The organism is Rhodoluna sp. (genome assembly GCF_036721215.1).
In the GTDB taxonomy this organism is placed as follows: domain Bacteria; phylum Actinomycetota; class Actinomycetes; order Actinomycetales; family Microbacteriaceae; genus Rhodoluna.
The window spans coordinates 26,031-48,839 of sequence record NZ_DAIMLM010000003.1 but is presented as its reverse complement, the minus strand read 5'-3'; the positions used below and the strand labels follow the sequence as shown (position 1 = coordinate 48,839).

General features: G+C 49.0%; 20 protein-coding genes, 1 tRNA gene and 1 other RNA gene. 11 read left to right on the top strand and 11 right to left on the bottom strand.

Going from position 1 to position 22,809, the window contains the following annotated elements; all coding sequences use genetic code 11:
- The 4 genes from AC9UCN_RS05460 to AC9UCN_RS05445 all read right to left on the bottom strand — a co-directional run.
- A partial coding sequence (locus AC9UCN_RS05460; RefSeq protein ID WP_509524657.1) for a GDSL-type esterase/lipase family protein occupies positions 1 to 506 on the bottom strand: 506 nt, incomplete at its 3' end.
- Between the two features lie 3 nt (positions 507 to 509).
- Positions 510 to 4,199 (bottom strand): multifunctional oxoglutarate decarboxylase/oxoglutarate dehydrogenase thiamine pyrophosphate-binding subunit/dihydrolipoyllysine-residue succinyltransferase subunit, encoded by a 3,690-nt coding sequence (locus AC9UCN_RS05455; RefSeq protein WP_509524655.1) that lies wholly within the window; start codon positions 4,197 to 4,199, stop codon positions 510 to 512.
- Positions 4,200 to 4,295: 96 nt separating this feature from the next.
- Positions 4,296 to 5,369, bottom strand: coding sequence for an NADH:flavin oxidoreductase/NADH oxidase (locus AC9UCN_RS05450; protein ID WP_509524652.1), 1,074 nt, complete (start codon positions 5,367 to 5,369; stop codon positions 4,296 to 4,298).
- Positions 5,353 to 6,564 (bottom strand): MFS transporter, encoded by a 1,212-nt coding sequence (locus tag AC9UCN_RS05445; protein ID WP_509524650.1) that lies wholly within the window; start codon positions 6,562 to 6,564, stop codon positions 5,353 to 5,355. The genes AC9UCN_RS05450 and AC9UCN_RS05445 overlap by 17 nt, the downstream gene beginning before the upstream one ends.
- Before the next feature lie 104 nt (positions 6,565 to 6,668).
- Between AC9UCN_RS05445 and AC9UCN_RS05440 the strand changes: the two genes are divergently transcribed.
- Entirely contained in the window at positions 6,669 to 7,853 is a 1,185-nt protein-coding gene (locus tag AC9UCN_RS05440; protein ID WP_509524647.1) for a glycosyltransferase family protein, read from the top strand.
- On the opposite strand, the gene AC9UCN_RS05435 is transcribed toward AC9UCN_RS05440, so the two are convergent.
- Positions 7,834 to 9,024 (bottom strand): M20 metallopeptidase family protein, encoded by a 1,191-nt coding sequence (locus tag AC9UCN_RS05435; protein WP_509524644.1) that lies wholly within the window; start codon positions 9,022 to 9,024, stop codon positions 7,834 to 7,836. The two genes, AC9UCN_RS05440 and AC9UCN_RS05435, sit on opposite strands and share 20 nt — an antisense overlap.
- Positions 9,025 to 9,060: 36 nt before the next feature.
- On the opposite strand from AC9UCN_RS05435, the gene AC9UCN_RS05430 reads away from it, so the two are divergent.
- Both AC9UCN_RS05430 and AC9UCN_RS05425 read left to right on the top strand, forming a co-directional pair.
- Positions 9,061 to 9,705, top strand: a complete 645-nt coding sequence (locus tag AC9UCN_RS05430) for a uracil-DNA glycosylase (protein WP_509524641.1) — start codon at positions 9,061 to 9,063, stop codon at positions 9,703 to 9,705.
- Positions 9,706 to 9,713: 8 nt separating this feature from the next.
- The gene (locus tag AC9UCN_RS05425; RefSeq protein WP_509524638.1) at positions 9,714 to 10,277 is read left to right on the top strand and encodes a GNAT family N-acetyltransferase; all 564 of its coding nucleotides are present in this window, start codon (positions 9,714 to 9,716) and stop codon (positions 10,275 to 10,277) included.
- A 49-nt stretch (positions 10,278 to 10,326) separates the two neighbouring features.
- Here AC9UCN_RS05425 and AC9UCN_RS05420 read toward each other — a convergent pair.
- Positions 10,327 to 10,413, bottom strand: a tRNA-Leu gene (locus tag AC9UCN_RS05420).
- A 413-nt stretch (positions 10,414 to 10,826) separates the two neighbouring features.
- On the opposite strand from AC9UCN_RS05420, the gene AC9UCN_RS05415 reads away from it, so the two are divergent.
- Entirely contained in the window at positions 10,827 to 12,251 is a 1,425-nt protein-coding gene (locus AC9UCN_RS05415) for a hypothetical protein (RefSeq protein ID WP_509524635.1), read from the top strand.
- A gap of 44 nt (positions 12,252 to 12,295) precedes the next feature.
- Here AC9UCN_RS05415 and AC9UCN_RS05410 read toward each other — a convergent pair whose 3' ends face one another.
- Positions 12,296 to 13,501 carry an MFS transporter gene (locus AC9UCN_RS05410; RefSeq protein WP_509524633.1) on the bottom strand — a complete coding sequence of 402 codons (1,206 nt, stop codon included), beginning with the start codon at positions 13,499 to 13,501 and terminating at the stop codon, positions 12,296 to 12,298.
- A gap of 36 nt (positions 13,502 to 13,537) precedes the next feature.
- On the opposite strand from AC9UCN_RS05410, the gene prfB reads away from it, so the two are divergent.
- The 7 genes from prfB (at position 13,538) to AC9UCN_RS05375 (ending at position 18,966) form a co-directional block, all read left to right on the top strand.
- Positions 13,538 to 14,644 carry a peptide chain release factor 2 gene (gene prfB, locus AC9UCN_RS05405; protein WP_509524631.1) on the top strand — a complete coding sequence of 369 codons (1,107 nt, stop codon included), beginning with the start codon at positions 13,538 to 13,540 and terminating at the stop codon, positions 14,642 to 14,644.
- Between the two features lie 12 nt (positions 14,645 to 14,656).
- A complete protein-coding gene (gene ftsE / locus AC9UCN_RS05400) occupies positions 14,657 to 15,346 on the top strand; it encodes a cell division ATP-binding protein FtsE (protein ID WP_509524629.1) in 690 nt (229 codons plus the stop codon).
- Between the two features lie 2 nt (positions 15,347 to 15,348).
- Positions 15,349 to 16,263, top strand: a complete 915-nt coding sequence (gene ftsX / locus AC9UCN_RS05395) for a permease-like cell division protein FtsX (protein WP_509524627.1) — start codon at positions 15,349 to 15,351, stop codon at positions 16,261 to 16,263.
- A 9-nt stretch (positions 16,264 to 16,272) separates the two neighbouring features.
- On the top strand, positions 16,273 to 16,746 hold the full coding sequence (smpB, locus tag AC9UCN_RS05390; RefSeq protein ID WP_509524625.1) for an SsrA-binding protein SmpB: 474 nt from the start codon (positions 16,273 to 16,275) through the stop codon (positions 16,744 to 16,746).
- 68 nt (positions 16,747 to 16,814) lie between these two features.
- Positions 16,815 to 17,184, top strand: a transfer-messenger RNA (tmRNA) gene (gene ssrA / locus AC9UCN_RS05385).
- 158 nt (positions 17,185 to 17,342) lie between these two features.
- Positions 17,343 to 18,308 (top strand): glycosyltransferase family 2 protein, encoded by a 966-nt coding sequence (locus tag AC9UCN_RS05380; RefSeq protein ID WP_509524623.1) that lies wholly within the window; start codon positions 17,343 to 17,345, stop codon positions 18,306 to 18,308.
- A 16-nt stretch (positions 18,309 to 18,324) separates the two neighbouring features.
- Positions 18,325 to 18,966 (top strand): trimeric intracellular cation channel family protein, encoded by a 642-nt coding sequence (locus AC9UCN_RS05375; protein ID WP_509524620.1) that lies wholly within the window; start codon positions 18,325 to 18,327, stop codon positions 18,964 to 18,966.
- Here the strand turns inward: AC9UCN_RS05375 and AC9UCN_RS05370 are convergent.
- The 4 genes from AC9UCN_RS05370 to AC9UCN_RS05355 are packed head-to-tail and all read right to left on the bottom strand — an operon-like array spanning position 18,908 to position 22,809.
- Positions 18,908 to 19,729, bottom strand: coding sequence for an ECF transporter S component (locus tag AC9UCN_RS05370; protein ID WP_509524618.1), 822 nt, complete (start codon positions 19,727 to 19,729; stop codon positions 18,908 to 18,910). The two genes, AC9UCN_RS05375 and AC9UCN_RS05370, sit on opposite strands and share 59 nt — an antisense overlap.
- Entirely contained in the window at positions 19,726 to 21,312 is a 1,587-nt protein-coding gene (locus AC9UCN_RS05365) for an ABC transporter ATP-binding protein (protein WP_509524615.1), read from the bottom strand. Before AC9UCN_RS05365 ends, AC9UCN_RS05370 begins: the two co-directional genes overlap by 4 nt.
- On the bottom strand, positions 21,309 to 22,265 hold the full coding sequence (locus AC9UCN_RS05360) for an energy-coupling factor transporter transmembrane component T (protein ID WP_509524612.1): 957 nt from the start codon (positions 22,263 to 22,265) through the stop codon (positions 21,309 to 21,311). Before AC9UCN_RS05360 ends, AC9UCN_RS05365 begins: the two co-directional genes overlap by 4 nt.
- Positions 22,258 to 22,809 (bottom strand): hypothetical protein, encoded by a 552-nt coding sequence (locus tag AC9UCN_RS05355; protein ID WP_509524610.1) that lies wholly within the window; start codon positions 22,807 to 22,809, stop codon positions 22,258 to 22,260. Before AC9UCN_RS05355 ends, AC9UCN_RS05360 begins: the two co-directional genes overlap by 8 nt.

Here is a 22,809-nt window from a genome sequence, read left to right as displayed (position 1 = left end):
TCGAGCTCTAAGTTGTATCCCTCGTGATCAACCAGTGGGTGGAAAAAGTCTACGAAGGTAACACCTCTTCTATTGCAGACATCTTCGTAGCCGGTGGCTAGGTGTTCAATCTCATAATTCAGCGCCTTGTTGAAACTTGGAGGAGGGCCAACAACAAAAACCGAGATATCGCTTCTGCGAGCCTCATCGACGACTGTTGCCAGATTCAGTCTTGATCGAGAAACGGAAATGCCTTCGCTGGCATCGGAATTACCAAGTGCGATCACCAAGCGGTTGTCGGTTTCTGGGCGAAAGCGACGTTGCACTTCTTGACTCCAACGCTCAACTAGTGATGCGCTGGTTTCCCCAGGGGAGGGAACGTTGTAAATATCGATGACGGGATCTTCTACCGGGGTTCTTGCGATAACCCTTCCAACCCAACCCATAGCTTTGACATCACCTATGGCAGTTGTGGTCTCATCGCCCAAAATGACGATGCGAGTATCTAACCGCTCGGTGTTTTCCATTTTCTAGAAAGCTAGCGCCCTGGTTATTAGATCTGCTTGCTCAACTGCGTGTCGCTTGGCTGAACCTGTTGCTGGAGAAGCACTGGCTGGACGAGACACAAGGGTAGCAACCTGGCCATTCATGTACTTAGGCAAGAACAGCCCCACGTAGGTCCAAGGTCCTTGGTTGGCTGGCTCATCCTGAACCCAGAACAACTGCGCATTTGGATACTGAGCGTAGGTAGCCTTGATCTCGTCAACCGGAGTTGGGTAAAGCTGCTCGATGCGAACAACAGAAATGCTTCTCTCGCCGCGCTTTTCAATCTCAGCCATTAAGTCCCAGTAAACCTTGCCGGAGCAAAGAATGACTCTGCGAACTGCAGCGTTATCTAGACCCTGCTGGTCTGGAATAACTGGCTGGAAAGAGCCCTGAGTGAAATCTTGCACAGAAGATGAAGCAGCTTTTAGTCGCAACATGGACTTCGGTGTGAAAACAATAAGTGGTCTTCTTGGCCTGGTGTAAGCCTGACGGCGAAGCAGGTGGAAGTGCGAAGCTGGGGTGCTCGGCTGCGCAACAGTCATGTTGTTCTCAGCACACAACTGCAAGAATCTCTCAATTCTCGCGGAGGAGTGATCTGGCCCTTGGCCTTCGTAGCCGTGTGGCAATAGCAAAACCAAGCTTGATTGCTGGTTCCATTTTTGCTCAGCAGAAGAAATGAATTCATCCACGATAGTTTGAGCTCCGTTTACAAAGTCACCAAACTGAGCTTCCCAAAGGACAAGTGCTTCTTTGTTTTCAATCGAGTAACCATATTCAAAGCCCATGGCGGCGTATTCGCTCAACAACGAGTCATAGATCCAAAACTTTGCCTGACCCTGCATCAAGTTACGAAGTGGAATCCATTCCTGTCCGTTAACCCGGTCGTGGAATACCGCGTGGCGCTGAACGAATGTGCCTCGCCTGGTGTCTTGACCCGCCATTCGTACCGGCACGCCTTCTATAACCAGTGAACCAAGTGCCAGCAATTCCCCAAAACCCCAGTCGATACCGCCTTCGCGGCTCATCTCTACTCGCTTGGTCAAAAGCTGCTGAAGCTTAGGGTGGACTGTAAAGCCCGGAGGGGTGTTGTTGTGAGCATTTCCAATTAGCTCAACAACATCTTTGGCTACAGCTGTGGCCTTTAGAAGTTCCGGGGCATCGCTAGCGGTTGTGCCAATACCAACTCTTCTTGGAATCAGTTCGATTGGAGCTGCCATGGCCTCGTGAACATCAACAAATGCCTGCTCTAGACGCTGCTGGAAGTCTGAGTTTGCGGCTTCAAATTCACCCTGTGTTAGGTCGCCTCGACCAACTAGAGATTCGAGGTACAAGGTTCTCACTGAGCGCTTGGCTTCAATCAGGTTGTACATCAGAGGCTGGGTCATCGAAGGATCGTCTCCCTCGTTGTGTCCTCTGCGGCGGTAGCAGATTAGGTCAATCACCACATCGTTTTTGAATTCCATGCGGTATTCAAAAGCTAGTTTCGCTATTCTCACGACCGCTTCAGGATCGTCACCGTTCACGTGGAAAATCGGAGCCTGAATAGCTTTTGCTGAGTCGGTCGAGTAAACAGTGGATCTTGACTCGGAAGGAGGAGTGGTGAAACCAACTTGGTTGTTGATAACTAAGTGAATGGTTCCACCTGTTTTGTATCCGCGAAGCTGTGCCATGTTCAAAGTTTCTGGAACAACACCCTGTCCAGCAAATGCTGCGTCACCGTGAATCAACACTGGAATAACAGGAAACTCTCCCTTTGGAATGGCATTGAGCCTATCTAACTTGGCGCGAACCACGCCTTCAAGAACTGGGTTCACGGCCTCTAAGTGAGATGGGTTTGCAGCAAGAGAAACTTTTACCTTGTTACCCTCTAGGCTTTCGAAAACACCTTCGGTACCCAGGTGATACTTAACATCGCCGGAACCTTGAACGGTTTTGGTGTCGGTGTTTCCTTCAAACTCTTTGAACACCTGACCGTAAGTTTTTCCAGCGATATTGGTTAGAACATTCAAGCGACCGCGGTGAGCCATACCAATGCAAACCTCATCAATGGCAGCGTTAGCAGCTGACTGCAGGATCTCATCTAACGCAGCGATTGTGCTCTCGCCACCTTCAAGGCTGAAGCGCTTTTGTCCAACAAACTTGGTTTGCAAGAATGTCTCAAAGGCCTCGGCTTCATTGAGCTTGCTAAGAATTCGAAGCTGCTCTTCACGGGTTGGTTTGGCGTAGGAAGTTTCCAATTTCTCTTGGAACCACTTGCGCTGGGTTGGGTCTTGGATGTGCATGTATTCCACACCGACTGTTCGGCAGTAAGAGTCGCGCAGAATCTTGAGGATGTCCCTAAACGGAGCTTTCTGCTTGCCACTAAAGCCTGCAGTTCTAAAGGTGCGGTCGAGATCCCAGAGGCTTAGCCCGTGGTTTAGAACATCGAGGTCAGGATGGGTGCGCTGGCGGTACTCCAGTGGATCGGTATCTGCCATCAGGTGGCCACGTACCCGATAGGCGTTTATAAGCTCTTGAATTCGGGTAGCTTTTTCACGATCATCTAGACCATCTCGTTCAAAATCAGAAACCCAACGCACAGGTTCGTAAGGAATGCGAAGGTCAGCGAAGATCTGGTCGTAGAAACCCTCTTCACCGAGCAACAATCCGTGAACAATCTTTAGGAACTCTCCGCTGCCAGCACCCTGGATTACACGGTGATCGTACGTGGAAGTAAGCGTGATGGTTTTGCTGATTCCAATTTTTGCAAGTTGAGCATCGCTCATGCCCTGGAATTCTGCGGGGTAATCGAGTGCACCAGCACCAACGATGCAGCCTTGATTCTTGGTGAGTCTCGGGACAGAATGAACGGTTCCAATTCCACCTGGGTTGGTAAGGGAAATGGTCGTTCCCTGAAAATCCACGGCCGTCAAGGTGTTCAACCTCGCTCGGTTAACGAGGTCTTCGTAAGCGGTCAAGAACTCAGCAAAGTTCAAACGCTGTGCACGCTTGATGTTTGGGACTAACAGCGCTCTAGTTCCATCTGGCTTTGGGATGTCAATTGCTAAACCAAAATTCACATTTGCTGGCTGAACCACAACAGGCTTTTCGTCCACGATGTCGTAGTAAACGTTCTGGGAGGGGAACTTCTTGAGGGCCTGGATTATTGCAAAACCGATTATGTGGGTGAAAGAAATCTTTCCACCTCTAGTGCGAGAAAGGTGCGAGTTGATAACCAGTCGGTTATCAATCATTAGCTTTGCAGGCAAAGTTCTAACGCTTGTCGCAGTTGGAACCTGAAGCGAAAGATCCATGTTGGTGGCGATGGTTTTTGCCATGCCCTTTAGTGGCGAAACTACATCTTGCTCCTGATCGGCAGAGCCTTCGGCAACGATTTTTATAGATTCGGTAACGGGAGCTTGAGCGGGGATTGGCTGAGGCTTAGCCTCAATGCGAGTGGTTTTGGCAACTACCGGAATGGAGGCTGTGGCGTCAGAAACTTGCGGGGGAGTCGTTACGGTCGTGGAGGCACTTGGAGCTACCGGGGAAGCTGAGCCTTCGGAGGGTTTGTAGTTTTCAAGAAGGGGCCACCATTCCTTGTCTACAGAGTCGGGATTTTGACGATATTTTTGGTACATTTCGTCGACTAACCACGAGTTTGCTCCGTAGTCGTCTTGCAATCCTTCACCGGACACAGAAATAACTCCCTATTTTTGTTGGCTTGAATGACAGCTATATCTTACGCTCTCAAAAGCTCTCGGGACGAGGCGGTAAGAAAGGGTAGCTTTGGCCTAGGCCGGCCACTTACCTCTGGAATACTGCTCTGGCCACTGCACTTCAGAGCCTAATTCGGCTGCTGCTCTAAGCGGCCAGTATGGGTCTCTCAGGGAGGCTCTAGCAATCAAAATCACGTCGACTTTTCCTGATTGCAAAATCTCTTCGGCTTGGTGAGCATCTGTGATCTGACCTACTGCGCTTACTGGCTCGGAAATTCGATCTGCAACATACTCAGCGAGTGGAACCTGGTAACCAGGCCCAGAAGGAATGTTTACACCAGTTACGATTCCGCCACTGGAGACATCAATTAGATCTACTCCAGCTTTTGTTGCCCAACCAGACACCGTTGCTGTTTGCTCTTGGTCCCAGCCACCTTCGGCGTAATCGGTTGCTGAGAGCCTCAGGAAAACTGGCATGGTTTCTGGAACTGAATTTCTGATTGAGGCGATAACTTCCATCAGCATGCGTGCACGATTTTCGAGCGACCCGCCGTACTGGTCATCGCGGTCGTTACTTAGCGGGGATAGAAATTGATGCAATAGGTAGCCGTGCGCACCGTGAATCTCAACAGCATCAAAACCTGCTTCCACCGAACGCTTAGCTGCCTGCCCAAACGCCTCAACTAGGTTTCCAATTTCTGCAACACTAAGTTTTCTTGGAGCAGCGTAATCTCCGAAGGCTTGATTAGTTGAAGAAACAGTTTCCCAACCGCCCTCAGGCAGCGAGATTGATCCAACACCGGAGGCCTCGCGATGGTTAGACGCCTTGCGTCCGGCGTGCGCTAACTGCATAGCAATCTTGGCACCATGGCTGTGAGCTAGGTCAACAATCTTCTTCCAAGCTTTAGCTTGCTCGTCGTTCCAGATTCCGGTGCACCAAGGAGTGATTCTTCCTTCGGGGGTTACTCCAGATGCTTCGACAATGACTAGTCCAGCACCACCGACTGCTCTTGAAACCAGATGCACTTCATGCCAACTGCCAGGAACCCCATCTTTGTTCTCGCAGGAGTACTGACACATCGGGGAGATCCAGATGCGGTTTTTGACCTCTAGTTCACGAAGTTTTATTGATTCAAAGAGCTTTGGCACTTAGGTTCCTTCTTTCAATCAACAGCGTACCCAGCGCGGTAAAGAGCCCCAGCACTACTCCAAGCCCCAGGGCAATGTTTAGTGGAACAACTATTGTCAAAAACCCAATGATGGCTGGCCCTGAAAGAATTCCCGCGTAGGCGATTCCAACCACCTTGGCCATATTCCTTCCAGCGTGAGATTCTTCTCCGACTTCGGCAGAGTAAGCAAATAGCTGTGGCACGACACCTGCGATACCAACTCCCGCAATTAGCCATCCCAGAAGTGCTACCGGGGAAGAGGTAGAAATCACGACAAGACTGGTTCCAACTGCAGAGACCAGAGATCCATAGCGAATTATAAAGATACGCCCGCGAATCGCAACCAACTTGTCAATCACCAATCTGGTAATTCCCATGGCGCCAGCAAAAACCGCAAGAGCAAGAGATGCGAAGGCTTCTGTGGTTCCTAGAATTCTTGCGTGGTGCAGTGCAGACCAGTCAACACCAGTTCCTTCCGCAATGGCAGCTGCACCAGCCATTGCCCCAAGGAAGAGCACATATCCAAGAACTTTTCGGTTTTGCGTGGTTGCAGTTTTAAGTTCTTGATTCTTCGCTTTCTTGTCCACGTGATTGGATTTATTGGCGCGCTGATGGTTTGGCTGGTCTGGCAGCAACCAGCCACGCATTGAAACGGCAACAATCAGTGTCGCAATTCCAGCGATTGCAAGTGTCACTGGCATTTCAAAGTTGTTTGCTAGAGCGAGCCCACCTAGCGTGGCGCCAATCAGGCCACCGAAAGACCACATCGCGTGAAATGCAGAGAAAATTGGTCTGCCATAAGCTTTTTCAACTTCGACGGCATGTGCGTTCATCGAAATATCTGTTGCGCCAATTCCAAAGCCCAAACCAAAAAGCGAGAGCCCCAGAAAAATCTCATTGGTAGCAAATCCTGGAAAGAAAAGCATTACTGCCATAAACACAGCAGCAGTGAAAGTAGCAGTTCTAGACCCAACTCGATCGATAAACTGCCCAACGATCACACTGGCCGACAAAGCTCCTGCGCCGAGAACAAGAAGTAAGGCGCCAATAGTCGAGTGAGGAATATCCAGCTTGTTTTCAACATATGGAATGTGGACAGCCCAGAAAGTCATCGCTGATCCAGCAATCGTGAAGTAGGCAAAGACTGCAAACCGTGCCTTCTGCAGACTTGTCATGATGCCCCTTCATAGGCCTTAGGCCAACTACACCTATCTTAGATAGCCTGTCAGGCATGGGAACCAGCGTGAATCAGGTCGCAATTTTGAGAACGAGCTCATTGGTGGCTACCTCCTTTCTGGTGCACCTTTGGGCACTGACTGCCAGCAAGCTTTTTCCAGACGCCATCTCGTTTGGCGACCTGAGTCTCTATGACTATTGGGCCTACCAAGTTGATAACGGAACTGGGGTCTATGGCTTTGTAACCGAATGGGTTTATCCAGCTCTAGCTTTTGCTCCAATTTGGATTGCTGGTGCACTCAACTTAGTTAGCTACGAAGTTTCCTGGCTGACTCTGGTTTTTGGGCTAAACACGGCAGCAGTTTTGCTTTTGGTTCGTCGAGAAAGCAATGGGGGAGTATTTACTGGAACCAACGCCAGCTGGGCATTTTTATCAGCACTGTTGCTTTTAGGACCCGTGGCCGTTTCAAGAATTGATTCAGTGAGTGCAGCTCTGGCAATTCTTGGTTTGGTGGCTATCAATAGAAACTCCACGGGGATAGCGGCTGCGCTGTTTACTATTGCTGGCTGGATCAAGATTTGGCCGGTTGCATTATTTGCGGCCATGATTGCAGTTTTCAAAAAAAGACTTCAGGCAATTGTTGTTGCGACCAGTTTTAGCGCGAGCATTATTGGTGTTGGGCTACTAGCCGGTGGCACAAAAGTTTTTGGCTTCGTGCTGCAACAGCAGGAGCGTGGAATACAAATTGAGTCGGTAATGGCCACGCCTTGGATGTGGTTAGCAAAATTTGGATCGGCAAATATATATTTTGATGACAGTATTCTAACCAACCAGGTTTCAGGACCTTTAGTGCAGGAGCTTGCAGCGGTTTCGAATTACCTATTGTTTATCGCTCTGGCGATTACAGTGTTGTTAGCAATTCGGGCTATGCGAGCAGGGCGTAATCGCACTCAGGTTTTTGCCTTGGCCGCTCTAACTGGCGTTTTAGATTTGATTGTTTTCAATAAGGTCGGATCGCCACAGTTCATGATCTGGCTGGCAGTACCACTGGTGGCGCTGGTGTATTTCGGCATCAACAAATCTAAAGTTGCACTGGCTATGGGAGGGGCAATTTTGTTGCTCACTCAGCTCGTTTATCCCGTGTTCTATATCGAACTACTCGGGCTTGAGTCCATGCCGCTTGGGCTACTTACTGTTAGAAACTTGCTGCTGGTTGCGCTTCTTATATGGGCCAATACTCAGCTGTTGAAGAAAACCGATTTAGCAACTAGCGAAGTGCGTCGATAGCTAGCTCTGCGAGCAACGCCGCGCCATCTGCCAAAACTGCATCGTCAAAGACGGCTTTGTTGGAGTGGTTGGTGGCAGCGGTTGCCGGATTCACACCGACAGGTGCGGCACCCATAAATACAAAGGCTCCGGGTATCTCGTGAACTATTGATGCAAAGTCTTCGCCACCGGCGATTGGAGTCGGAAGGTTGATATACCTTCCTGGCCCAAACATGCGCGATGTGACTTCTTCAACCGATTTGATAGCTTGTGGGTTATTCATCAGAACCTTGGTTGCCCTGGTGAACTCCACGGTTGCGGTAAGTCCAAAACCTTTGGCAATGGATTCAACTAGCTCTTTGGTGAAAGCTTTAAGTTTTACAGCGTTTTCCTCGGAGAAAACTCGGACTGTTGCACCAAACGAAGCGGACTCCGGAATCACGTTGGTGGTTGCTTGGTCTCCAGCGCTAACCCAACCGATGTTCACAATCACCGGGTCAAATGCGTTGAAGCGCTTGGTGACCATGGTCTGTAGAGCCGACATGATTTCGTTCAAAACACTTATTGGATCTTTTGATAACCAAGGCATCGATCCGTGGCCACCACTGCCAGTAACCGTGACAAACAAATCTCCAGCCGAGGCCATAAGTGGACCTGCTTTAGAACCCATCATTCCAAGTGGGTAAGAACTAAATACGTGGAGACCGTAGGCGCGAATCGGCTTACTACCCGTAACCATGTGATCACCCTGCTCGAGCATCACATCTGCTCCGTGGTGACCTTCCTCGCCTGGTTGAAAAAAGAAAATAACATCGCCTTTTAGCTGATCTTTTCTCGAAGCAAGAATCTTTGCGGCACCAACGCCCATTGCCATGTGTAGATCGTGACCACAAGCATGCATGTAACCATTCGTCGAGGCGTATTCCAAACCAGTGTCTTCAATAACGGCAAGGGCATCCATGTCCGCACGAAGCAAAACAGTTGGGCCAGGCTGGGAGCCTTTGATGTGTAAAACAGCCGAGCTAATTTGCTTGCTGGTGGTTATTGTTCCAAGCCCATCGATTTGCTCCAAGATAACTTTTAGCGTGTTTGGTAACTCAAGACCGAATTCTGGAATGGTGTGCAGTTTTCTTCTGAGTGCCTGCAACTCTGGAAGCATGGCTTGGGCTTGGGCTAGTACATCTTGGCTCATGGTTTTATTGTGCCACTAGAGCCCTAGCATTTATACATGTTCTTTGAAGCAATGGATCAGTCTTGGCAGCGCCTACTTGAGCCAACTAAGGACCGACTTGATCGCATTGATAAGGAGCTATCGAAGCTTAAGAATCTAACCCCCAATCGCCATCAGGTCATGCGAGCTTTTGAATTGCCGGTTGAAAATGTCCGAGTGCTTTTGCTTGGACAAGATCCTTACCCAACTCAAGGCATGGCTTGCGGCCTAGCTTTTGCGAATGCGCCAGGGACGAAGACCCCGAAGAGCTTAAGGAATCTAATGAAGGAACTTCAATCCGACCTACCTGGATTATCTGCATCAGCTGACTTGGCCAAGTGGAGCGACCAAGGAGTTATGCTTCTGAATTCCGCTTTGACAACTGAGGTTGGCACTTCCGGAGCGCACCAAACAATTTGGCGCGAGTTTACTGAAGTTGCTATTACTGCTCTCGACAAAGCGCGAGCCGGCAAATTGGTTTGCTTGAGCTTGGGGTTAGAGGCCAAGAAGTTAGCTGATCTTGTTGAGTTCGGTGAGGTTGTTTACGCGCCCCATCCCAGTCCGCTCTCGGCACACCGCGGTTTTTTCGGTTCGAGGATTTACTCTCGTGTGAACCACGTCCTTAGCGACCAAGGTCAAGAACCAATAGATTGGTCTTGTTAGGGAAAGTGATGGCAAACAAATTTATGAGTGGCTTTTTTAGTTCTAGGAGCAAATCCTTGTTGACCGCTAAGTCTTCTGCCAACATTCGCGACGCTTCAGCTGAGGATTGCGCTGCTATTTGCGAGATCTACAACTTTTACATAACCGGTACAGTTATCACTTTTGATGAGCAAGCTATGCTTCCAAGTTCCTGGGAGGAGAAGTTGAGACACGTAAAGGATCTGAATTTGCCCTTTATAGTTGCAAACTCAGATTCAGGGGAGTTGCTGGGTTTTGCATATCTTGCCCCGTGGCGTCAAAAGTCGGCATATCGCAGAACAGTTGAGAACACCATTTATCTCAAGCACTCGGCCGTAGGACAAGGTATTGGCCCAAGCCTTCTTTCCGAGCTGTTGCGATTGGGAAAGGAAGCTGGAATCAAAGAAGTAGTTGCCGTTATTTCCGACAGCGAAGCTGATACCTCTATACGGATGCACAAGCAGTTTGGATTCAAGAAAGTTGGCCAGCTGCCTGGAGTGGGCAACAAGTTCAATCGCTGGCTTGGTGTGATCTTGATGCAAAAGAGCCTTTAGCCCCAACAAAATAGAAAAAGACTCGCTAGTTTGCGAGCCTTTTTGCTTTTGGTGCGGAAGGTGGGACTTGAACCCACACGTCCTTTCGAACGCTGGAACCTAAATCCAGTGCGTCTGCCAATTTCGCCACTCCCGCGTTCCTCACATAGTCTAACCACTGTTTATAACCGCCACATAATCAAATTTTGGCTACGAAAGAGCTGAATTGGCCAGGGCGTGGCTAGCTTGTTAGTAACTTCCGAGCGAATCTCTGATACGGGATACTTTTCATCTATGACTTGTGATTTCTGCCTAGAGGAAACCCCGCTGCATGCCCAATACTTTGACGGCAGATGGTTCTTGTCTTGCGTGTTGTGTGATTTGCGACACGAAGACTAGAAGAGGGTGCTCGCTAGCGCCTGCAGGTCACACGAAAAGTTGTGATTTAGTACCTTAACCTCAATTGTTGTTTACAAGGGCTGGAGCAACTGTTTTGTACACAATCAGTTCCCAATTTAACCCCTTATCTACCAGTACCTTAGACCCAGCTCAATGGAATAGTATTTTGCAATGACGAGGTTCCGAGTCCTTCTTACCGTGGCTCTTCTAACGCTCACTGGGTGTTCGGTCCCAGTGGAGACTGGCCTCAATACAGAGGCAACACCTGTAGCCCAAGATGGCGATCCATGTGATGTGCCGGCCGCAAGAGCCGAAGGGGCCGAAGGTATTCTCTTTTGTACCTTCAACATAGGGGCGGGGTGGTCGTTCCAACCAGTTGTTGGTTCTGGAGTTTTTCCGGGTCAGTACGAACTTGATCAACTGCCAATAGAGCAGTGCAAGATCAAAGATACCCGCCCTCCGGAGGTTAGGTATTTTGGTGCAACAGGATTCCCAGCACCTAAAGCAAGAATTCCGAACAACGGTGAGGTAAATGTTGCGATAGTTCCAATTGACTTTCCTGACGCTATTGGAGTATCGAATCCGATGAGCCAAATTGGTAAGGAACTTGATGCAATTGATCGTTGGACCGAGTTCTTTACCGGCGGCAGATTGAAATACAACTGGATAGTTCCGGAGCAGTGGCTAACGATGCCAAAGGACTCAAAATTTTATGTCTGGGATAAGTCCTACGTTTCTGACGGCGAATTCTTCAAAATGACCGACAAACAACTTCAGAGCAACCAAGACCAGGCGACTCAGGTTTTCACCGAAGCTGAAAAGGTTATGGACTTAGAGAAGGTAAATTACGCTTGGGTCTTTAGCAACCCGGAGGCCAAGTTAGTTGACTGGGGTCCTGGGCCGACTAACAGCGCAACCCAAACAGTGAACACTGAAACCAGCACATATATGCTGGACTACTTTCCTATCGGTACCTACCTTTTTGGCAACGTCCCCGAGTACAGCCATCAGCGTCCACTTTGGACCAGTATGTTGCATGAAATGGGCCACGCTCATGGTCTAGCTGGGCACGCTCCTGGGAATGAATGGACCTTTGACTTCATGACCGCAGGTGGAACATTAAATGCTTGGAATGGTTGGATTCTTGGATGGATTCCAGATGAAGACTTTGTCTGCCTAGAGGGAACTAAGTCTGGGAACCACAAAGTGAGGCTCGACTCAGTAGACCTAAACCTAGGCGGGACGATTGCTGCGGTAATTCGACTGAGCGACCATGAGGTTATCGTTGTGGAATCAAGACGCAAGGGTCCGTTTTCGATCGACTTCCAACGTGGGCAAAGTTTTGTAATGGCCTACTACGTGAACAGCCAACGTGAAGCCAACCGCTATGACGGCAACTCTGATCGCGAGATGGATTACTACAGCTATTTCGTTCGTCTTGAAGACCCAAATAAACCAGTGAGTGAGGACCCTTACCGAGTTGACCCAAACATTTTGGCTCTGCTCGGGGAGACACTTGCTTTCGATGGGGTGAAAATCAAGTTTTCTGAAACAGGCGACTTTGACACCATTGAGATTGAAGTTTCAGGAAAGTAATCCGCCCAGCTCGCGATAAGAGCGGCAGTATGAGGCAATGATGCCTACATATTCTCAGATGTAGGCATGATCTGCTCTGAAGGTTTTGCTCGACGTGGTAAGTAGCGGTAAGCCATTAAAGCTCCCACGACTCCCAACCCAGAAACAGTGAACATAGCAATGGACAATCCCAGTAGTGCAGTCACTCCGGAGATAACGAGTGGCGCAGCCGCAACACCAGAGTCAACCAATAATCGGTATGAGGCTAGGAATTCATTTCGCTCGCCCTTGGGGGCTAAGTCGGCACCAATCACCAAGATAATTCCACTACCAACACCATTAGCTAGTGACATCAGCAATGCAACTGCAAGAAAAGTGGTTTCGTCGGTGGCAAGAGTAAGTATTGAGAAGGTAAAAGATAGCCCCAGCAAAGTTGGAAGAGCAGACCATCGCCTTCCGAAGCGATCCATTATCTGACCAGAGCTATAGGAAAGCGCAAGATCTAAAGCGCCTGCGATTCCCATGTACAACGCGATGGTCGCAGGCGGCAGTCCAATACTTAGAGCCCAAAGAGGCAAACCAACTAATCTTGCGGTTCGTAATCCACCGATGATTGCCGAGGTGACCCCAAGAGTTGCTAGTTTCTTGGATTCTCGTTTCGCTACCTTCCAGGTTCCACCTGGGACAGTAGCTGGAGTATCTGGCATGCGATCAGGTTTTATAAAAATCAGAATTAAGGCCGCTAGCGCACAAAACACAACAGCGTTCCAGTAAACAGCTTGCAAATCGATCAAGACAATAAGTGCGGCACCAATAAGAGGTCCAATGAAGTGTCCTGCTCTAAAGACGCCACCGAGTATTGATAGCGCTCTGGCGCGATGCGAGTAGGGGACAACCTCAGTTAGGTAGCTGTGCCTGGCAAGACCAAATACAGCAACGCTCGCACCGAGTATGAATACACCTAAGCCCAGAACCCACAATGAAGTTGCTAGCGACGCCAAAAGTATGCCCAGGCTCGCGACCGCCGCCGCGCTCATCATTGCCTTGCGCTCGCCCAAGATGTTGATCAAGCGCGCAGCTGGAATGTCTGCGAAGAGTGTTCCAATCATTACAAGCCCAAGAATTATTCCGGCAGTAGGTAACGATGCCCCTAAAGCTTGGGCGCTTGCAGGAATGATTGGAAGTAGCCCACCCTCTGCGATACCGAAAAGCAGTGAGGGAGTAAATACCGGCAAACCTAGGCTGGTTAGCTTGTATGAGGATGCGGGCACCTAACAATTATGCCCCTCGCCTAGAATTGTGGAATCATGTCCGAACTTGACTTAGCCGCTGAAATCAAATCACTAAGGTCACTTTTTGGCACCATAAAAGAAGTCATTAACCCAAGCTCACTGCAACTAGAGGTTGATGCGCTTAGGCAGAAAGCCTCTGCTCAGGATCTTTGGGATGACCCGGAAAATGCCTCGAAGGTGACTTCAGCCCTATCGCGCTCGCAAGACAAACTAGACCTTCTTATATCAGTCGAATCCAGGATCAACGATCTTGAGGTTTTGATTGAGATGGCCAACGACGCCTCTGATACGCAAACCAAGACAGAGGCCAAAAAAGAGCTTTCGGATTTGGAAAAGCTTGTCGGCCAGTTAGAGATCCAAACCCTCTTGAGCGGCGAATATGACTCTCGTGCTGCCGTCATCACAATTAGAAGCGGAGCCGGAGGCGATGACGCAACTGATTTTGCAGAGATGCTCATGCGCATGTATGTCAGGTACTGCGAGCAGAAGAACTATCCGGTGCACGTTCTAGACGTATCGCATGCCGAAGGCGCAGGCATTAAATCGGCAACATTTGAAATTGATGCCCCGTACGCTTTTGGGACACTCTCGGTTGAAGCTGGAACACACCGGCTTGTTAGGATGAGCCCATTCAACGCAGCGGGTAAAAGACAAACATCATTTGCCGCGGTAGAAATCGTTCCACTGGTTGAGCAAACCGAGGCCATTGAAATTCCAGATGCTGATATTAGAGTGGATGTTTTTCGCTCTAGTGGACCAGGCGGTCAATCAGTTAACACAACGGACTCAGCTGTTCGTATCACTCACATCCCAACCGGAACAGTTGTAAGTTGCCAGAACGAAAAAAGTCAGATTCAAAACAAACAAGCCGCAATGAGAGTTCTGCAATCAAGACTGCTAGAGGTTCGTCGTCGCGAAGAAGAGGCTACTAAGAAACAACTCGCCGGTGACGTCAAGGCATCTTGGGGTGAACAGATGAGGAGCTATGTCCTAGCTCCCTATCAAATGGTCAAAGATCTTCGAACTGAATACGAAGAAAACAACCCACAGTCCGTATTTGATGGCGGACTCGATGGATTTATAGCCGCGGGAATCCGATGGAGAATGCAGACTCAGGCCTAGGCTTGAATCAACATGATCAGCATTCAAAACGTCACCAAGAAATACAAGGGGACTCCCAGACCAGCGCTAGACCAAGTGAGCCTAGAGATTGAAAAGGGAGACTTTGTATTTCTCGTTGGCGCATCCGGTTCGGGAAAATCATCCCTCATGCGACTTATGCTGCGCGAAGATGTGCCTAGCTCAGGCTCTGTCCATGTGCTGGGGGAAAACCTAGTCGGCCTTCCCGCGAGGAAGGTGCCGTTTTTCAGAAGACGTTTGGGTGTAGTTTTCCAAGACTTTAGATTGCTACCAAACAAGACAGTTAGCCAAAACGTGGCATTCAGTTTGCAAGTGATTGGTAAGTCTGAAGGATTTATTCAAGAGGCCGTCCCAGACGTACTTCGTCTGGTGGGTCTAGGAGAAAAAGGCGATCGACTACCAAGTGAACTTTCCGGAGGAGAGCAACAGAGAGTTGCTTTAGCCAGAGCCATTGTGAATAAGCCAGCTATCTTGTTGGCAGATGAACCAACTGGAAACTTAGACCCAACCACCAGCGAAGGAATCATGTCGCTGTTGAACACCATTAACCTCGGCGGAACAACTGTTGTCATGGCCACTCACGAACGCGGCATTGTTGACCAAATGAAAAAGCGTGTTGTCGAGCTAAGTCACGGTCAGATTGTTCGCGATCAAGTTGCTGGTGGCTACGGAGTTAGGGACTAGCCATGCGATTTGGATTCATGCTTTCCGAAGTTACTGAGGGACTCAGACGAAACCTTGCGATGGTTGTCAGCGTCATTTTGGTGACTTTTATCTCCCTAACTTTTGTTGGAACTGCGTCACTACTGCAAATGCAAATCGGTCAAATGAAAAACTACTGGTACGACCGGGCACAGGTAGCAATTTATCTCTGCACAGATGTATCACCCGAGGCTACCTGCCCCCGAGGCGAAGCCGCCGAGGATGTTAAGTTGCAAGTTCAAGAGCGTCTGGATTCACCTACCCTTGTGCCCTTCATCGAAAAGTATTTCTTCGAAGATCACGATCAAGCATTCGCAAACTTTCAAGAGCAGTTTGCTGGCAATGCTGTTGCGCAATACGTGAAACCAGAGCAGCTCAACGAGACATTTTGGGTGAACCTATACGATCCAAATCAGTCACCAATTCTTGCCGAAAGTTTTGCTGGCCTCGCTGGTGTTGAAGAAGTCCGTGATCAAAGAAGCTATTTGGACCAAATTTTCTTGATCCTCAACATTGCTTCTCTTGCTGCTGTTTCCATCGCTGCCCTCATGCTGGTTTCGAGTGCTCTTTTGATTTCCACCACAATCAGACTTTCTGCTTTCTCCAGACGAAGAGAGCTTGGAATCATGAGGTTGGTTGGTGCCAGCAATTTCTCAATCCAGCTGCCATTCATTCTCGAGGGTGTGGTCGCAGCGCTGATTGGTAGCGTGCTGGCAGGTGCCACCGTTTTGGCATTGATTCAGTTCTTCGTTCAAGGGTTCCTGGCGCAAAGTCTTCCATTCACTAGCTTTGTTGGGCTAAGCGATGGCATGCTTGTAGTTCCGCTATTAATTGCCGTGGGTGTGGTGCTTGCGGCAGCAGCGTCGGGTCTTGCGATCCGTCGCTACCTCAAAATCTAGGAGTCGATCGTGCCGAGAGAGCGTGGCCAGCAAGTGGTGGCCACCAATCGTAAAGCCCGTCACGACTATCACCTCGAAGATGTCTTTGAAGCTGGCATTGTCCTAACTGGAACTGAAGTGAAGTCGTTGCGGGCTGGTCGCGCATCCCTGGTGGATGGATATGCCACCATCGAATCCGGCGAGGCTTGGCTCGAAAATGTTCACATCCCTGAATACACTCAGGGAACTTGGAATAACCACTCAACTAGAAGACGGCGCAAACTTTTGATGAACCGCGTTGAGATCGACAAGCTAGTTGGAAAAATCAAGGAATCTGGCTTTACATTGGTTCCGATCTCGCTGTATTTCAAGGACGGTCGGGCAAAAGTTGAGATTGCCCTTGCAAAGGGTAAAAAGGACTACGACAAGCGGCAGGCTCTAAAAGAGCAACAAGATAAGCGTGAAGCAGCCAGAGCCATGTCCACCAAGGGCAAGGATTGGTAGCCGTATCTTTTGTCTGAACCAGCGGTTAGACTGTTGTCCTGACATAAAGTCAGTTGATAACTAAACATGGGGATGACCGGTTTCGACGGTATTTGCAGAAACTGAATGAAGCGGGTCGAGAATGCAAAGTCAACTCGTTAATGTCCTTTGCAAACTATAGGTGCCAAATCTAAGAGCACCGACTTTGCCCTAGCTGCATAAGCTAGCCACAAAGTCCGTCAGCCTAAATTTGATTTCGTTTTAGGTACTGGCGTCATTTAGAAATCTTGCTGAGCAGTTACGCCTTAGGGTTGCTCGGGACTTGCACTCAGGCTGGGCTCGTCGGTTAGATCGCTTCAAGTTATGACCGGGGCCGAGTAAAGCAGTATTGAAGCTACACCCGTAGAAGAGTCAGAATCCAAGTATCGGACGGGGGTTCAATTCCCCCCATCTCCACCATGTGAACAAAACCCAAGGGAAACCTTGGGTTTTGTTGTTTGTCTGACCTACCTTGCCATAGCTAAGTGGCCTAAAATTGGGTTAGTTGTGTTTCGATGATTTATTGAAAGACGAAGAGGATCCACAGCGGGGGTTCTTGAAAACAAGATTGGGTATTGATGACTAAGCCGATTGTTGCGGTTGTAATTCCTTGCTACAAGGTAACCGCGCACATTGTTCAAACTCTTGGGGAAATCGGCCCCGAGGTTTCTTACATTTATATAGTTGACGATGCCTGCCCAGATGGTTCTGGAAAACTTGTTGAACGGGAAGTCAAGGACCCTAGGGTGAAAGTCATCTTCCACCCCGAAAATCAGGGTGTTGGAGGGGCCACAGTTTCCGGTTATCGAGCGGCGCTTGAATCGGATGCCCAGATTGTTGTGAAGCTAGATGGCGATGGCCAGATGGATCCCGCGCTAATCAAAGACCTAATTGCACCAATTGTTACCGGACGCGCGGATTACACCAAAGGTGATCGCTTCGATAGCCTAACCGGGCTGTCAAAGATGCCTGGCATCAGACTGTTTGGAAATGCTGGACTTACCTTACTAACCAAGATTTCAACCGGCTATTGGAATATCACGGATCCAACTAATGGATACACCGCAATACATCGCGATGCTTTGCAGGCTATGCCCTTGGCAATGCTGAGCAAGAGATTCTTTTTCGAGTCCGACATTCTCTTTAGGTTAAGCATCTACCGAGCTGTGGTTTGGGACGTGCCGATGATTGCAAGATACGGCAACGAAAAGAGCAACCTTAGCATCGTAAAAACATTGTGGGAGTTTCCTTGGAAGCACTTTAAGAACTTTCACAAAAGACTTTTCTATAACTACTACCTAAGAGACATTTCTGCGGCTTCAATTGAGTTGCCGCTTGGAATGCTGCTTTGGTGGTTCGGAGTCTTTTCGGGGCTTAGTGCCTTGAACAACACGCTCACCAACGGCATCACGGCAAGCACCGGAACTGTGATGATTTCTGTAGTTCCTTTGATCCTTGGCTTCCAATTACTGTTGGCTTTTGTAAGTCACGATGTTTCAGCTGTCCCAACCAGGCCAAAGCATAGGCAAAACCTCGAGTGGTAAAGACCTGGTCTGAGCTTTGCTAGATTTCACCGGCTGGTTAGTTGTAAATGGAACGCTTCTTTTTGAAGTAATCGGCATCTTCGCTTTTGCGCTTTCGGGACTTATTGAAGCGGCTCGAAAAAGACTAGACCTTGTTGGCATGATAACGGTTTCGGGTTTGACCGCATTTGGCGGAGGAACCTTGCGCGATATTTTGCTAGACCGTAGACCATTTTTCTGGATTGAGAATTCTGCTTGGGTTTGGGTGCTTATTGGAATTTGTCTAGTTGCCCTTGTGTTCATGAGGACCAGACACCTCGAGCCCACTCAGCAAGCCATGCAGTGGCCAGACGCGGTTGGCCTTGGAGCCTTTACAGCTGGTGGAACCCAGCTCGCCCTAGATGGTCAAGTGCCCGCAATCATCGCTGTGATCATGGGTGTACTGACTGCAATTTTTGGAGGAGTTCTCCGAGACATTGTTGTTAACGAAATACCAAAGGCTTTCAGCGATCACATTCCATACTCGGTTATAGCTTTTACTGGAGGTTGGGTTGTTGTTGGCTTGAACTACCTAGCTATAGACCCGTTCATCGCCGTGGCAATCGGTGCACTATTCACAATTACCCTGAGAGTCCTGGCGCTTTTGCTCGGTTGGCGTCTTCCTGCTTGGAAGGCTTAACGAAGCCCGCTTTACTTGCGGCTCGCTGCAAACTTCCTAAAAGTAGCGGTCCGGTGATTGCAATTAGCGCAACCGTTGTTACAGCTCTTCCCAAATCCCAGATCAACCCTCCGGTAAAAATCTGAAACTGAAGAAAGCGAATCAGGTTTTCAATTGCACCGGCTCCGGCAAGGTAAGAAATAGATGATTCACTGCCAGCAAGAAATGGCCAGTTCCACAGAGTCATCAAGAAACCAAAGGCAAAACTTGCGGGAATTGCGTACACAATCAAAACGGCCAGCTTGGCACCTCTGGAGCCAAACTTTGGAAGCAGGCCCGCTCCGATTCCAATCAGGCCAGCTGCCATCATTTGAAACGGAAGCCAAGGTCCAACCCCACCGGTAATCAGGGCAGACACCAGCAGCGAACCAGTTCCAAGCAAGAATCCAAAACCTGAACCAAAAACGTAGCCAGCAATAATTATGAGGAAAAAGGCAGTCTCGATTCCTGCTGTTCCAGCGCCAAGTAAACGAATAACAGCATTGAGGGCAATCAATACTCCTAGTAAGGCAATCTGCTTGGAGCCGATCTCACCAGTTGCCACTTCAACCAAAATCAAGACCAGCATTACAGGCATCAAAGCAATAAACACCACTTGCGCTACATCTGCCTCAACAGCGGAATCACCAGAGATGAAAAATGGCCAGGAGAACATAAGCACGGATCCAATTCCGGCAACCAGAATGCTCAAATTGGAAATCCATTTTCCTGAAAAGGTATTCACTTCTGGACCTTTTCTACTTGACTCAAAGTCAACAATCCGGGCTGACCAGTTATTTGACTGATTTGTGTGGGATGTGATGACCCAATTCCTAAAGCAACAGTGGTCAATTTGTCCGAAATCAGTTTTCCGCTTTCTAGCTCTAGAACCCTGTCGGCAACTAGAGCTACAAATTCCACATCATGGGAAGCGACCAGTACCGACTTGCCTTCTTTACGTAATGCTCTAATCTGCTTGGCAAGGAATCTTTTGGCCGCGTAATCTAAACCGCGAGTTGGTTCATCGAGTAGCAATATCCCAGCCCCCTTCACCAACTGAAGAGCTAGAACCAGAGCCAGTTGCTGTCCAGCGGAAAGATCTCGCGGGTGAATCTTCGGATCTAACCTTCCAGTTAGCGATTCAAATATCTTGGAAGTGCCGGAGTCCGTTACCTGTGCAAACTTGTCAGATTCTGAAAGCTCATCAGCTAGTGAGTTTAGAAACAATAAGTCAGCTGCCTTCTGAGGAACAAGAGTCAAGACGCAAAGCCTTTCGTCAGCAGAGAGTGACTTTGGATCGCCAAACTGTGTTTTGACAGAACCCGTTGATCGTTTTCCGCCACCTTGTATAGCCCAGAGAACCGAAGACTTTCCTGAGCCATTTTTTCCCATTAGCGCGACAACTTCTCCGGCGTGAACTCGAAAAGAGACTTTGGACACCGCGTCTAGTTCGTCGTAGCTAACCGATAGATCATTTACCTCCATAGCAACCGTTTCGCTCAAATTCTCATTCACCAGTTGCTTCCAGGGCTGTGGGCCACGCTCCCAATTTGCTTTGGCGGCAGAAACGCTTACTGTCACTGGATTCCACGAGAGCTCAGTTGACAGTCCAATCACTGGTGGAACCAGATGATAGTTATCGAACTGCTCGTAACCTCCTTTGGTAACAAGACCATCGTTTGCAACGATGACAACTGAATCCACAAGTTCAATTACCCGTTCGATTCGGTGTTCTACAAGGATCACTGTGATTCCGTGCTCGTGAGCTAACGACTTGAGCACAGCAACAATCTCAGCTGCGGCTTCGGGATCAAGGGCTGAAGTCGGCTCATCTAGCAAGAGAATTTTCTGCCCAGCTGCTAGCGCAGAGGCGATAGCAACCCTTTGCTGCTGTCCTCCAGAAAGCCAGCTAAGTGGCCTATCAAGTAAATCGTCAATCTCAAGAAGTTTCGCTACATGCTTGAGTGAATCTGCCATCTTGTCGCGACTAAAGCCAAGCTGCTCCATCCCATAGACCAACTCTTGCTTGACAGTGTCCGAAACAAATGAAGACTCAGGCTGCTGATTTACAAAACCAACTTGAGCTGCAAGCTCGTGTGGTTTTGATCCCGTTACTTCTATACCGTCAATAACGAGTGATCCAGAGAGAGAACCGCCAGTGAAATGTGGCGCGAGACCATTCAAGATTCGAAGCAACGTTGATTTGCCGCTCCCTGTTGCGCCGCAAACCAGCGAGAACTCACCAGGTAGAAATTCAAGGTTCACCCTTGATAGAGCTGGTCTTTCTGTTCCGGCATATCCAAAGCTCACATCGCGAAGCGCAATCATGCAAACCACCCCAGTATTGCGGCAATCAGCAACATTGCAGACAAAGACAAAATCAAAGCGTCAAAGAACTGCAACTTCACTAGCTCAAATCTGGTCCTGATCTGAGACTTGGAGTTAATCCGAATAGACGCGAAGCTTGAAACTATTCCGATTGCAATCAACACCCAGCCCAGCGTTTGGGTTTGCCCAACTAGTAACGCAAAGCTTCCAACGGATAGAGCCCCGACCGCAATCAGAGAGCTCAATCTGGCTCCTATAACAAGCGGTTTCGACAAGCTACCTCTTCTCCCAAACCCCCTGGAGTCCATGCTTGCTGCAAGCGACAGAGACGAATCGATGGCGTCCTCCAGAACCGGAATAACTGTTCCTGCCATCGATCCGAGTCCTTTGCTTCGCCCGCGCAGAGACCTAGCTTTCTGAACTCTTTGCAGACTAGAAATCATTTGCGGCGCGAGGTTGATTGCAACAGAAATAGCACTGGCGATTTCATAAAGCGCGCTGGGAGTGGATTTTAGAAGAGTTCTCGGATTTGCAAGGGAACTTGCCATCCCAATGGAAAGAATGATGGCGGCTAATCGCAAACCATCGGTTGCACCCCCCGTTAGGGCCTGGATACCTATTGCTCCAAAAAGTTCAACTGGTGGGCCAAAACCCAGGTTGACCGAGAAGCCAGGTAAATCTAAGGCAGTTATGTCCTCAGGGTTTTGAATGTTGAAGACAATTCGAAATAGCACCCTCGCGATGACTACAAACCCAGCAAGAAAAAGATAGAACTTAACGGATCTTGACCAGGGTACTTCTTCTCGAAAAATCAAAATTGCAATCAAAGCGGCTGCACAAATCAAGATTTGAATCAGCGCACTCTGACTTATCCCCGCAACAATTGCCATGGTTACTGCAAGTAACCACCAGGTCAGAGGGCTTGCTGTGCTGGCAGTAAAGCGCTTAGCCATCGCAACCTACGGTTTCTGGAATCGGTCTTGGCAACAATCCAGCATCTTGTTGACCTGGACCAATAAAGAGCCAACCTTCTGCCGACCCACACTGCGCATCCCTGGCCGCTGATCCAACCTGACTTACTTGCCAACCTGATTCTTCTGTGAAAACAAAATATCCCCAACTGCCTTCGGAATATTTGGGGGTGTCTATGCAGTTCTGCTCAGAACTTGGCGGGAAGTTTTCAATGCGACAGGCGAAACCAACTGGGTACTGGTTAGTTCCTGAAACATTAATTGCTGTCGCTTGAAAAACTTCCCAACCGTTGCCAACAAAGTCATTCGCGCAACGAAGGATTGGATCACGCTCCGCGGAATCTCCAAAGTCAATAACTATTGTGACTCCAGGTTGCTCACAGGCACCTTCGCTGTAACTAACCTCAACCTGATTAGCAGAGGTAGTCTCGATGACATTGTTTTCTAGTGCCCAGGACAAGACGCTCCCAGCGACCACTAACAAAATTAGTGCGCTAAGAACAATAAGTCTTGCCCTGGAGCGCAT

What these genes read in the sequence shown, in the direction of transcription:
- ftsX (WP_509524627.1), top strand. Translation starts at nt 15,349, where the DNA reads ATGCGATTTGGATTCATGCTTTCCGAAGTTACTGAGGGACTCAGACGA.
- ftsE (WP_509524629.1), top strand. Translation starts at nt 14,657, where the DNA reads ATGATCAGCATTCAAAACGTCACCAAGAAATACAAGGGGACTCCCAGA.
- AC9UCN_RS05355 (WP_509524610.1), bottom strand. Translation starts at nt 22,809, where the DNA reads ATGCGCTCCAGGGCAAGACTTATTGTTCTTAGCGCACTAATTTTGTTA.
- AC9UCN_RS05380 (WP_509524623.1), top strand. Translation starts at nt 17,343, where the DNA reads ATGACTAAGCCGATTGTTGCGGTTGTAATTCCTTGCTACAAGGTAACC.
- AC9UCN_RS05415 (WP_509524635.1), top strand. Translation starts at nt 10,827, where the DNA reads ATGACGAGGTTCCGAGTCCTTCTTACCGTGGCTCTTCTAACGCTCACT.
- AC9UCN_RS05430 (WP_509524641.1), top strand. Translation starts at nt 9,061, where the DNA reads ATGTTCTTTGAAGCAATGGATCAGTCTTGGCAGCGCCTACTTGAGCCA.
- AC9UCN_RS05425 (WP_509524638.1), top strand. Translation starts at nt 9,714, where the DNA reads ATGGCAAACAAATTTATGAGTGGCTTTTTTAGTTCTAGGAGCAAATCC.
- AC9UCN_RS05365 (WP_509524615.1), bottom strand. Translation starts at nt 21,312, where the DNA reads ATGATTGCGCTTCGCGATGTGAGCTTTGGATATGCCGGAACAGAAAGA.
- prfB (WP_509524631.1), top strand. Translation starts at nt 13,538, where the DNA reads ATGTCCGAACTTGACTTAGCCGCTGAAATCAAATCACTAAGGTCACTT.
- AC9UCN_RS05360 (WP_509524612.1), bottom strand. Translation starts at nt 22,265, where the DNA reads ATGGCTAAGCGCTTTACTGCCAGCACAGCAAGCCCTCTGACCTGGTGG.
- AC9UCN_RS05435 (WP_509524644.1), bottom strand. Translation starts at nt 9,024, where the DNA reads ATGAGCCAAGATGTACTAGCCCAAGCCCAAGCCATGCTTCCAGAGTTG.
- AC9UCN_RS05445 (WP_509524650.1), bottom strand. Translation starts at nt 6,564, where the DNA reads ATGACAAGTCTGCAGAAGGCACGGTTTGCAGTCTTTGCCTACTTCACG.